The 12,337-nt window shown below is 55.0% G+C and carries 9 protein-coding genes; 3 read left to right on the top strand and 6 right to left on the bottom strand.

Going from position 1 to position 12,337, the window contains the following annotated elements:
* Positions 1 to 46 precede the first annotated feature (46 nt).
* The 4 genes from ACXAG1_RS11680 to arfB form a co-directional block, all read right to left on the bottom strand.
* A complete protein-coding gene (locus ACXAG1_RS11680; protein WP_475092223.1) occupies positions 47 to 985 on the bottom strand; it encodes a hypothetical protein in 939 nt (312 codons plus the stop codon).
* Positions 986 to 1,059: 74 nt separating this feature from the next.
* On the bottom strand, positions 1,060 to 3,660 hold the full coding sequence (locus ACXAG1_RS11675) for a TonB-dependent receptor (RefSeq protein ID WP_475092222.1): 2,601 nt from the start codon (positions 3,658 to 3,660) through the stop codon (positions 1,060 to 1,062).
* A gap of 183 nt (positions 3,661 to 3,843) precedes the next feature.
* Positions 3,844 to 4,899: an Ldh family oxidoreductase gene (locus ACXAG1_RS11670; protein ID WP_475092221.1), complete on the bottom strand. Its 1,056-nt coding sequence runs from the start codon at positions 4,897 to 4,899 to the stop codon at positions 3,844 to 3,846.
* Between the two features lie 27 nt (positions 4,900 to 4,926).
* On the bottom strand, positions 4,927 to 5,343 hold the full coding sequence (gene arfB, locus ACXAG1_RS11665) for an alternative ribosome rescue aminoacyl-tRNA hydrolase ArfB (RefSeq protein WP_475092220.1): 417 nt from the start codon (positions 5,341 to 5,343) through the stop codon (positions 4,927 to 4,929).
* 114 nt (positions 5,344 to 5,457) lie between these two features.
* Between arfB and ACXAG1_RS11660 the strand changes: the two genes are divergently transcribed.
* Genes ACXAG1_RS11660 through ACXAG1_RS11650 form a run of 3 tightly spaced genes read left to right on the top strand, consistent with a single transcriptional unit; the run spans position 5,458 to position 10,066 of the window.
* Positions 5,458 to 7,449, top strand: a complete 1,992-nt coding sequence (locus tag ACXAG1_RS11660; RefSeq protein WP_475092219.1) for a BCCT family transporter — start codon at positions 5,458 to 5,460, stop codon at positions 7,447 to 7,449.
* A 54-nt stretch (positions 7,450 to 7,503) separates the two neighbouring features.
* Positions 7,504 to 9,492 (top strand): BCCT family transporter, encoded by a 1,989-nt coding sequence (locus ACXAG1_RS11655; protein WP_475092218.1) that lies wholly within the window; start codon positions 7,504 to 7,506, stop codon positions 9,490 to 9,492.
* Between the two features lie 55 nt (positions 9,493 to 9,547).
* Positions 9,548 to 10,066, top strand: a complete 519-nt coding sequence (locus ACXAG1_RS11650; RefSeq protein ID WP_475092217.1) for a GNAT family N-acetyltransferase — start codon at positions 9,548 to 9,550, stop codon at positions 10,064 to 10,066.
* Positions 10,067 to 10,133: 67 nt separating this feature from the next.
* Here the strand turns inward: ACXAG1_RS11650 and ACXAG1_RS11645 are convergent, their stop codons facing one another.
* The gene (locus ACXAG1_RS11645; RefSeq protein ID WP_475119781.1) at positions 10,134 to 11,834 is read right to left on the bottom strand and encodes a sodium:solute symporter family protein; all 1,701 of its coding nucleotides are present in this window, start codon (positions 11,832 to 11,834) and stop codon (positions 10,134 to 10,136) included.
* Positions 11,835 to 11,837: 3 nt separating this feature from the next.
* Positions 11,838 to 12,185, bottom strand: a complete 348-nt coding sequence (locus ACXAG1_RS11640) for a DUF4212 domain-containing protein (protein WP_475092215.1) — start codon at positions 12,183 to 12,185, stop codon at positions 11,838 to 11,840.
* Between the last annotated feature and the right edge of the window lie 152 nt (positions 12,186 to 12,337).

The raw sequence follows: 12,337 nt of genomic DNA, 5'->3' as shown, positions 1-12,337 counted from the left end.
CCGTTTCGGCGAAATGCGCGTCGAACAACCCGCCCCGATAAGGCCTTCAATCCCGGTTGAACTGGCCGGGGCTGCGAATCTGGCTGCTAACAGCCGGGATCGCCGGTGAGCTGACCTCGGGAACCTGCATGCGGAAGACCTTGCGGTCCCGTTTGCGGATTCCCCACAGTGTGCGCTGGCCACTACTGCGATCCCACGCGATACCCTGTCCGTGGATTTCCGGCGCCTCCACCGTCGCCACCCAGCGCAGCTCCGAACCGAGTTCAGGAATCTGCATGACATAGATCTCCGGGTGATCGTGGCCGGTGAGATACAGATATCCATCCGGGCCCCAGCTGCCGCCGGAATTGCTCATCGGCGCAATTCGATCGAGTACATTTTTCGGCAGCGTCCAACGCGCAAGCACCTCGAACGCGTCATTCATCTTGACGACCTGAGTATTCAGAGTTTTGCCATAGGGCTCCAGCTGACCTTTCTGAACCTTGTCGTAATTTCCAAATGCTCCCCACCAATAACCCTGGTAGCGATCCAGCCAGGTGAAAGACCCGAGCGCGATACCGAAACTGTGCGATGCTACGTGCTCCATGGTGGCTGTGTCCCACACTTCCACCGAACTCGTCATCGGCCAGTTGGGATAGTTGGAGTGGGAAGCATAAAGCTTGCCCTGCCACACCATACCGCTGTCCATATGCATCAGCGGGCCCCGCTCACTGACACCATCCCACTGCAGAATTGGAACGCCATCCGTCTTGCGGTGTTTGGTAATACGAAAATTATTCACTGCGTAAAAAAACTGGTTATCCACCGCAATGCCCTGCCGGGCATCGAAGGTATCAAATGTCTTCTCGGTAACTGCACGCAGGGTTTGTTCCGCACTTGCGGGTAACACCACTACCCAGAGCGCTAAAAACTTGATCGCGCTGCGTAGCGAGCAGTAAAAAGAAGCACTCTGTATAAACCTTGATAAATACACTGCCAATTTCATGCCAACATAATCCTAAATAGAAACCACAAACAAAAAGGCCCTCCGCAAGGAGGGCCTGGTATCAAGCAGATAGATCAGAAGGCGTAGGTAGCACCCAGATAATAGGTAGAACCCACATACTCATACTCGGTGTTGAAGCGCTCGTCACCGCCCTGAAACTCGGTGGTTGGCTCATTGTTCAGGTTATTGATGTCCAGATATACCGAGAAATTATTGGTAGCCGCGTAAGACGCGCGCAAATCCCAGCGTCCAAACTCGCCCTGTTCAATATCATCCGCCACATTTTCCAGGCTATTGAGATCCGTCAGGAAAGACGCGTTGTAGTTGTAGGTAAGACCCGCGTAAAAACCGTAGTTTTCGAAAAAGAAGGTGAAACTCTGGATTTCTTCCGGCTGCCCTTCCAGTTTGCGGTTCACACCCAGGTTGCTATCAAAGAAGGTCGCTTCGATATCCGTGTAGGAGTAGCTGGCACCGAGCCCGTTAAACGGCGCAGGCAAGTTGGTCAGCTGGTGCTGGAGGTTGAACTCGAAACCGGTAATCTCGGCCGTATCGGCATTTTTTACGGTGCGCACGGTCAGCTCGTCAACGCCGTAATCACTGCCCAGGTAAATTCCGCCATCAATCAACTGCTCGTCGTTGACGATAATGTTGTCGATGTCCTTGCGGAACCATGCCAGGGACAGCACGCTGGACTCGCTGGGGTACCACTCCATGGAGAGGTCGTAGTTATCGGCCTCGTACGGCAGCAGGTCCGGATTACCGATGGAGAGCACTGCGTCACCATCGTCGTTGATACCGAACTGGGAGCTGGCACTGAGGTCAGAATAATCCGGGCGTCCGAGGCTGGTGGTAAAGGATGCGCGGGCAATCAGATCCTCGCGGATCATATACTTCGCCACCAGCGACGGCAGCAATACATCGCTATCACCCTCGATGGATACCGTGGAGTAGTTACCTTCCCCATCCAGTTGCGAAGCACTGGATTCGATGTCGGTTTGCTCGTAACGCAGGCCCGCAATCACATCCAGACGATCGAAGCGCAGCGTATTCATCACGTACGCGGCAGACGTGGTCTCCTCTACACTGCGGTCGCTACCAAGCAGTGCTGCGGTATTACCGCCGTCGGCCTCAAACAGGTGTGGGTTGCTGGCAAACAGTCCATTCAGCGCCTTGAGGTCAAACCAGAGGTTATCCTGGCTCATGCCATCGACATCATTCTGGAAACTGCCATCGGTAACCGGGTAATTGCTCAGGGTATCGCGATACGCATCATAGCTCCGGTTGCCAAAATCAAACTGCTTTTCATTGGCCGTCAACTTCACACCAAATTTCACACTCGACTCAGCACCGGCAAAGTCGTACAGACGCTCCGCATCGAAGCGCACACTCTGAATGTCCTGCTCTGCGCGGTCGTTCTGGTACCCGACCGAATGGAAACGCAGATTCTCCGCCAGATTATGTACCGCACCACCGGGATTGAATTCCACAACACCTTCGCCATTTACCACGAAGCTATCGGGCCCCATAACAACAGAGTCATCCTGGCGGAAGGACCAGTCGGAATTGGTTTCGTGCAATTCCGAGCGGCTCAGGTTGACACCGTAATCCAGTTTCCACAAATCCAGGTTTGTATTACCGGTCAGGCTAAAATTCGCCAGCTCTTTCTCCACATCCTCGCGACGCAGATCCGCTCGGATATAGGTTCCGCCTTCGGCCATATACACCGTGTCACCTTCTACACGGTCAATCAGGTCGGCATCCTGTGCAATGCCCTGGCGAAAGCGGTTGCGATGCTGGAACTCTTCAAACTTGCTGTAGAAACCCTGTGCGAGAATATCGGTGGTATCGCTGAGACGATATTCCAGTCCGCCGATGAGAGTGACGCGGTCACGCCCGATCACATAGTAGTTATTCTTGGTCTGTTCCGGGAACAACAGGCCGTCTACTTCCGCCCAGTCATCCTGATAAATTCCCTGCGCCAGATATTCGCGCTCGGTCGAGGATGCGCCAAGATTCCAGCCCAGTTTTTCGCTGATTTTTCCGGACACCGCAACATCAACATTCTGCGGATTTTTACCATCGTAATAAGGGTTTTCCTGATCCGCCTCTTCCAGTCCCATGCGCACATTCGCTGTCGCATTGAACCCGTCGCCATCCAGAGGACGCTTGGTAACGATATTGATGGAACCACCAATTCCCTCACCATCCATATCCGCAGTTTTCGCCTTGTAGACTTCTACCCGCTGTAACAACTCACCACCGAGAAGGTCCAGTGGCATTGAACGGCCGCTGCCATCTTTTTCCGGAGAGCCCGTCACGAATCCATTGACATTCACCCGGTTCCAGTCCGGCTTGATACCGCGAATCGACGCGAAGCGGCCCTCGCCTTTTTCAATCAGGATAGATACGCCCGGCAGGCGATTGAGGGATTCAGCAGCATTCTTGTCCGGCAGGCGGCCGAGATCATCGGTGGCCAGAGCATCCATCACCACCGGCATATCCCGTTTGATATCCAGCGCCCGAGTACGGGACAGACGCTGACCGGTTACCGCCACTTCTTCGAGTGTGGTTGATTCAGTCGCTATAGCGCTATCTTGCGCAATCGCGATATTGGCGCTGGCAATAATTGCCAGGGTGAGAGTAGATACAGGAAATAGGTGACGCAAAGACGCCATGATTGCCCCCAGAGAGTGTGTCGTTGAAAGATCGACGGGATCTCGTGGTCCCGCCGTGTAGTTGACTGCACAATACGGGGGCAAAATGACACTAAGGTGCCACTAAAATGACCGGTCAATGAACAGTAGGTTACCGACTAATCCGGTACCGTGCTTCACGGGTGATGGAATTGAAAATGGTTTTCAATCACCTATGGCTGCTGGCATGGGAATGCCGTAGTTCCGGGCGAGCTTGTGTAAATCTTCTTCAATAGTGGGATAAAGGGAGACGCCCTGTGCCATCTGGTCGCGCCGCAGCTCCCAGGCCCGCTTGCCGGGCACCCGTGCAGCTCCGCCGTCGTCCGTCTCACAGGATTCCCACAAGTAGGTAAGAGCCGCCGTCTGGCGAAGAAAATTCTGCTCACTGCCAAACGCTTTGGGGTCGATGATCTGCAGGAAAACAGAATTGGCTTCATCATCCCCGGCCACATCATCGGCACGACCGTAGCCACCAAGACCCATGGTGAGAATTTCCAACATGGCGGACAGCGCCGCGCCTTTGTATCCGTGGTCCGCACCACCCACGGGCAGAATACTGCCACCATTGGTAAACGCTGCCGGGTCATCGGAGAGATTGCCCTCGCGGTCTTTCAGGTATTTCTCCGGCAACTGTTTACCTTCACGCTCCGCACGCGCTACATAGCCACCGGCAGTGACCGACATACTGATATCAAACAACAGGGGATAATCGGCCGCCGGCGCGCAAAAAGCGATGGGGTTGGCGGAAAACAGCGGAGTTTTACAACCCTGAGGGGAAACGGTCTCTTCCGCCGGAGTAGAACAGGTGAGGATCCCCACGCAATTGCGCTCGACAATTTTAGGTAGGTAAGCGGCCAGACAGGCAATATGCTGGCTGCGGCGAAGGGTCGCGGTCGCAACGCCGTGTTCTCGAACCCGAGCCAACGCCTGATCAATGGCCTGATTGACTATCCAGGGACCGGGCAGAAAGTCGGCGTCCCAATTAAACGTATTTCCGCGATCCGACAACACATGGGGATCACCCTGCATGCGTGAAGCGCCACTTTCCAGCCAATTGAGGTTGCTCGCCACCCGGTGCAAGCCATGAGTGGTAAAACCCATCAGGTCCGCTTGTAAAAAAGTTTCCGCCATCACATCGGCCCGTGCGCGATCGAGGCCCGTCGAGGCAAAAAGGTCGCTGGCAAACTGTTTCAGGTCGCGCGCGTTGTATCGGGTGGACATGCATTCTCCTTCTTGGTGCTTTGTCGATCAGTGATCGGAAATTTTTCCACGCAGAGATTTGATCTGGCTTCGCTGGGACTTGCTTTGCAAACGCCGTTCTTTGGAGCCACGGGTGGGCTTGGTTGCGACCCGCTTCTTGGGAGTTTTCGCAACACTGGCAATCAGCTCGCCCAGCCGCTCCAGCACGTCCGCCCGGTTTTTTTCCTGGGTACGGAATCGCTGCCCCTTAATGACCACTACGCCATCGGCGGTAATACGCTGATCGCGCAAGCCGAGCAGGCGCTCCTTTACTACCGGGGGCAGGCTGGAAGCGTGTATGTCAAAACGAAGATGGATCGCCGTGGATACCTTGTTGACGTTCTGACCGCCAGCGCCACCCGATCGCATCGCGTGCATTTCGACCTCTTCCAGGGGGATTTCGACACTTTGAGAAATTTTCCACATATCAACCGACAATATTATGAGCTGTGTTTATAAGACTAACTTTCGTCTATGCTGTGAGCAAACGGCGCAAAATTATACCTCTGCGTCGGGGTAGTCTATTTTAGGGATTCGGGAATGCCTGACACTATCGACAGTAGTAAACAACCGGCCCATTTCAATCCACCGGTATTTTACTCGGCTACCGCGGTACTACTGCTGATGGTCGCCTATGCCGTTCTCGCTCCCGACCACGCGACGTCTGCATTCAAAACCATGCAGACGTGGATCGTAGCGCATATGAGCTGGTACTACGTCTTGACCGTGGCAGTCATTCTGATCGGCACCATCATCATTGCCATGTCCCGCTTCGGCGAAATAAAGATGGGGCCAGAACACGCGGAACCAGATTACGACTTTACTTCCTGGTTTGCCATGCTGTTTTCCGCCGGTATGGGGATTGGCCTTCTGTTCTTCGGGGTTGCAGAGCCGGTCATGCATTACCTGCAACCACCGGTGGGTGAAACTGGCACCGTGTTCGCCGCTCGTGAGGCCATGGTACTGACCTTTTTTCACTGGGGTTTTCACGCCTGGGCCATCTACGCAATCGTGGCACTGATACTCGCCTATTTCAGCTATCGCCACAAACTTCCTCTCACTCTGCGCTCCGCGCTCTATCCACTTATCGGTGAGCGTATTTACGGGCCCATTGGACACGCGGTGGATGTATTCGCCATTGTCGGTACCGTCTGCGGCGTCGCCACAACTCTCGGATACGGCGTATTGCAGATCAACTCCGGACTCAACCATTTGTTCGGGCTACCGGTAGGGGAGTCGGTACAGGTCGTACTGATCGTGGTGACCACTATTCTCGCCACGATCTCGGTTGTTCTCGGCCTGGATGCGGGGATCAAACGCCTTTCGCAGCTCAATATGACTCTCGCCGCCATACTTCTGATCATGGTGCTGCTGTTGGGCAGTACGGTATACCTGCTGCAGGCGTTCGTGCAGAACTTCGGAAGTTACGTATCCGAGATCGTCAGTAAAACATTTAATCTGTTTGCCTACGAACCCACCGACTGGCTCGGTGGCTGGACGATTCTCTATTGGGGCTGGTGGATGTCCTGGTCGCCGTTTGTGGGGCTGTTTATCGCGCGCATTTCCCGCGGTAGGACCATTCGAGAATTTGTGATTGGCGCCATGCTGGTACCGGCGCTGGTGACCATGTTATGGATGACCTTTTTCGGAAATTCCGCCATCCATATGATTCTCGACCAGGGTTTGACGCAGCTGGGAGAAATTGTCGCGCAAGACCAGTCGGTAGCGCTTTTCCAGTTCCTGGAGCAGTTTCCTTTTTCAGCCGTGTTCTCCTTTGTCGCGGTGATTATGGTGATCGTATTTTTCGTCACCTCCGCCGACTCCGGAGCTCTGGTGGTCAACATGCTCTCTTCCCACGGAAGAGACGATACACCGCTCTGGCAGCGGATCTTCTGGTGTGCGCTGATTGGCGTGGTCGCTATCGCATTGCTTCTCGCGGGAGGTTTAGGTTCACTGCAGACGGCGGTAATCGCCAGTGCACTACCATTTTCCGCAATTCTGTTGTGTGCGATGTACGGACTGGTCAAGGCACTGCGCACAGACACGGTCAAACGCACCTCCCAATCCGCCATCGTTGCGCCGATCAGCGCGAGAAACCCGGTAGTGTGGCAACGGCGATTGAAAAATGCGCTTAAACTGCCCTCTCTGGCCGAGGTGCACGAATATATTCGGGAGGTTGGCAAACCCGCTCTGGAAGAATTCGCCGAAGAAATGCGCAAGAACGGCTATGACACTAAAGTTACTGAGAAACACAATCAGTGGATCCAGCTAACGGTCTGCCAGGGGGATGAGACCGGGTTTATTTACGGTATTTACCCCAAGGCGACACTCAAGCCCGATGCCAGTCAGCCCGACAAGGAACTGGCCGACGATTACGATGATGGCTCACCAGACACCTACTTCCGCGCAGAAGTCCACCTGTATGAAGGTGGTCAGGATTATGATGTCATGGGCTGGACCAAAGATCAGCTGCTCACCGATATCGTTTCCCAGTATGAGCGGCACCTGCAGTTTCTCCATACCCTGCGCTGATAGCGTCCAAATTGAGAGATTTTCACCCCGACATTTCCCGACCGAGTCAAACCAATGCAATTGCGTACGACGGAAGACGGCAAAGCGAAATTTGATCCACCGGTTTTTTACACCGCCACCGGTTTATTGCTGTTACTGGTGGCTTATGCGGTGTTTTTCCCAGAGGATGCCACCAGCCGCTTCCAGAGTATGCAGAATGCCATTGTCACTTATATGGGATGGTATTACGTGCTGATCGTTGCGGTCCTTTTGGTGACCGTCGTAATCATCAGTATGTCGCGACTTGGGGATATCAAGCTCGGGGCGGAGCACGAAAAACCCGAATACGGTTTCTGGTCCTGGCTGGCAATGCTGTTCTCCGCCGGTATCGGCATCGGCCTGTTGTTTTTCGGTGTCGCCGAGCCGGTGATGCACTACATGAACCCACCGGATGCAGAACCCGGTACCATCAGCGCCGCCCGCGAGGCGATGATCCTGAGTATCTTTCACTGGGGTTTCCATGTGTGGGCGATCTTTGCCGGTGTCGCACTGATCCTCGGCTACTTCAGCTATCGCCACAATCTTCCTCTCACCCTGCGCTCGGCACTCTACCCGATGATCGGGGAGCGTATTCACGGACCTATCGGGCATGCCATCGATGTCTTTGCCATCGTGAGTACCGTGTGCGGTGTGGCCACTACCCTCGGGTTCGGCGTATTGCAAATGAACTCGGGGCTGAACCACCTGTTTGGCGTTCCCGTGGGTGAGATCTCCCAGGTAATCCTGATCGTTGTTACCACGTCACTCGCCACCGTCTCTGTAGTTGTAGGGCTGGACGCAGGGATCAAACGACTTTCACAGCTGAATATGGGGCTGGCAGCGCTACTGTGCCTGACTATTCTGGTTCTCGGCAGCACCGTCTTTCTATTCCAGGCGTTTGTGCAAAATCTCGGCAGCTACCTGTCCGTCCTTGTCAACCGCACCTTTAATCTATACGCCTACGCACCTACAGACTGGATCGGCGGCTGGACCATTTTCTACTGGGGCTGGTGCCTGAGCTGGTCACCCTTTGTGGGGCTGTTTATTGCGCGCATTTCCCGGGGCCGCACCATTCGTGAATTCGCCGTGGGCACGTTGCTGATGCCAACGCTGATCACCATCATCTGGCTGACCGTGTTTGGCAACTCTGCGATCAAATTTATACGGGACGACGGCCTACAGTCTCTCGCGGATATGATTCAAAAAGACCAGTCGCTGGCACTATTCCAGTTTCTGGAACAATTCCCCTTCTCCCAGGTGCTTTCGGGTCTCGCCATAATTCTTGTAGTGATCTTCTTTATCACCTCCGCAGACTCCGGAGCCATGGTAATGAACATGCTGTCTTCCCACGGGCGCGATGATACCCCTGCGTGGCAGCGAATATTCTGGTCTGCAATTATCGGGGTCGTCGCCATCGCACTGCTTCTCGCGGGCGGCCTGGCATCACTGCAAACCGCAGCCATCGCCAGCGCACTGCCTTTTTCTATTATTTTATTGGTGGCGATCTACGGGCTGGTGAAGGCACTGCGCATGGATTCCGCAAAAAAGGATGCGCAATCTGCGCCGGTCGCCCCCATCAGTGCGAGCAACCCGGTGTCCTGGGAACGCCGCCTGCGCAATCTGGTACAACTGCCTTCGCTGCAAGAAGTCCACGACTACATTCGCGAGATTGCCGAGCCGGCGCTGCGCAAATTTTCCGCACAAATGCAGAAAAATGGATTTGTTGCCGAAGTCACTGAAGATGAGAACGCCGTGATTCACCTCACAGTCTACCAGGGCGACGAAGTAGACTTCCTCTACAGTATCTACCCCAAGGCCCACTTGAAACCCAATGCCAATAATCCGGACACGGTGCTGGATGACAACCACGACGACGGCTCGCCGGATATCTACTTCCGGGCCGAGGTACACCTGAGCGAGGGCGGCCAGGATTACGACGTGATGGGCTGGACCAGCGATCAGTTGCTAACCGACATTCTCTCTCAATACGAACGGCACCTGCAGTTCCTTCATTCTCTGCGCTAAATCACTTGCACCATTGCCGCTACAATGACCGGATCAACTAAGGAGTGATCCGGTCATGCCCCTGTTACACACAAACCGCCTACATCTTCGAGAGCTCACCAATAGCGACGACGATGCCCGCTTCACCCTCACGCTGCTCAATGACCCTGAATTTCACCGCTTTATCGGCGACCGCGGTGTGCGCACTCTGGATGACGCACGCGATTATCTGTTGAGAGGCCCCATCGCCATGTACCAGAGTCACGGTTTTGGCATGTACCTTGTGGAGTTGAAAGATGGAACACCAATCGGTCAGGCGGGATTGCTACGCCGCAATGGGCTCGACGATGTGGATATCGGCTTTGCCTTCCTCCCGCAACATCGCGGCCACGGGTTTGCACTGGAAGCCGCCTCTGCGGTGATGGATTGGGGCAAGACGCAATTGGGACTAAAGCGTATTGTCGCGATCGCGTCTCCCGACAACCGCAAGTCCATTCACCTTCTCGAAAAACTTGGCCTCCAAAAGGAAGGACCAATTACCCTGCCGGGAGGTGACGAGCAGCTGGTATTGATGGGGTGGAGCTCGCAGAACTGAGTGCAAAATACAAAAAGCGAGCCGAAGCTCGCTTTTTTATTGGTTATATATTCATCTGAATTCAAATTCAGTGTGCACTGGCCTGTCCTGCCCCCTGAGGGAAGCGAATACTCTCGACCATCTCCTGCACATCTTTCGGGGCCTCACGGGTCACCTTCGCCACCGCAATCGCCACTGCAAAATTGATGATCATACCCAGGGTACCGATGCCCTCCGGGGAGATACCAAACCACCAGTTGTCCGGGGTGTTGGCCGCCGGGTTGATGAACTTGAAGTAACAGATATAGACCGCGGTAAATAGAATGCCGGAGACCATACCGGCGATAGCGCCTTCCTTGTTCATCCGCCTGGAGAAGATCCCCATAATGATCGCCGGGAAAAAGGACGACGCCGCAAGCCCGAAGGCAAAGGCGACCACCTGCGCCACAAAGCCCGGTGGGTTGATCCCGAGGTAGCCGGCAATACAGATGGCCACCGCCGCCGCACCTCGGGCGTAGAGCAACTCCTTTTTCTCGCTGATATTCGGCATCAGATTGCGCTTCAACAGGTCATGGGAAATCGAGGTGGAGATAACCAGTAACAGACCGGCAGACGTGGACAGCGCCGCGGCCACGCCACCGGCAGCCACCAGGGCAATCACCCAGGCCGGCAGATTGGCAATTTCCGGGTTCGCCAGCACCATGATGTCGCGGTCCACGCTCATCTCGTTGCGCTCATCACCGGAGTAGAACATGTTGCCATCGCCGTTCTTGTCTTCCCATTTGATCAGACCGGTTTCTTCCCAGTTGGAAATCCAGCTCGGCGCTTCGGCGTGGGCGGTACCCTTGCCGTCAGGACCGTTGATGGTGTCGATCATGTTAACGCGGGCGAACGAGGCAATGGCCGGTGCGGTGGTGTACAGCAGGGCAATAAACAACAGTGCCCAGCCAGCCGATTTACGCGCGTCGCGTACCTTCGGCACGGTGAAGAAGCGCACAATCACGTGGGGCAGACCCGCGGTACCCACCATCAGCGCGGCGGTAATAAAGAATACATCGACGGTACTTTTGGTCCCCGAGGTGTATTCCGCAAACCCGAGTTCTGCAGAGAGCCCGTCGAGTTTATCCAGCAGATAGGTACCGTCCGACAACATGCCACCGAAACCGGTCTGCGGCAGCACGTGGCCGGTCATCATGATGGAAATAAAGATTGCCGGCACCATGTAGGCAAAAATCAGTACACAGTACTGGGCCACCTGGGTATAGGTAATGCCCTTCATGCCGCCGAGTACCGCGTAGAAGAACACTACCCCCATACCGATCACAACACCGGTGGCGATATCCACTTCCAGGAAGCGGGAGAAGACCACACCCACACCGCGCATCTGCCCGGCCACGTAGGTAAAGCACACGAAGATGGCACAGATCACGGCCACCGTACGTGCCGCCTGGGAATAGTAGCGGTCGCCGATAAAATCCGGCACGGTGAATTTGCCGAACTTGCGCAGGTAAGGCGCGAGGCACAGTGCCAGCAGCACGTAGCCGCCGGTCCAGCCCAGCAGGTATACCGCACCGTCGTAACCCATAAAGGAAATCAGGCCGGCCATGGAAATAAACGAGGCCGCCGACATCCAGTCGGCCGCCGTGGCCATGCCATTGGCCACCGGGTGTACGCCGCCGCCGGCGACGTAAAAGTCGGTAGTGGAGCCGGCACGGGCCCAGAAGGCGATGCCGATATAGAGTACGAAGGTGGCTCCGACAATCAGGAAGGTGAGACTCTGTACGTCCACGGCTCAGTGACCTCCCTGCAGCTGATGTGCATCAGCCGCCGAGCCATCTGCACAGGGCTCTTTCCCGGATCCCGCTGCTGGCTCGTCGTCTTCGTAGACGCCGTACTTTTTATCCAGCTGATTCATCTTGTAGACGTAAATGAAAATCAGCACCAGGAATACATAAATGGCGCCCTGCTGGGCAAACCAGAAACCGAGCTTGAAACCGCCCATACGGAACTGGTTCAGTTCGTCTACAAACAGAATACCGCAGCCAAATGACACTGCGAACCAGACCGCGAGCAAACAGAACATCAGACGAAGGTTCTCTCGCCAGTACAAGGAGGCCTGGCGCCGGTTGGAAAAGCTCATCGCGCAACTCCGTAATTATTTTACTTATCTGACGCAACACTCTACCCGGAGAAAAACAGTTTTGTCATTGATTTCGTTTCGATTTCTCCGCCAAACCCGAAGCCCGATACGCGACTGCGCCCTCCAAAATAGTCACACCCTGCCCTTCCTCT

The sequence above is a fragment of the Microbulbifer sp. ABE4_465 genome, from assembly GCF_056160765.1.
Note: the sequence above shows the minus strand (reverse complement) of the source record. Positions and strands in the feature narration are given on the sequence as shown.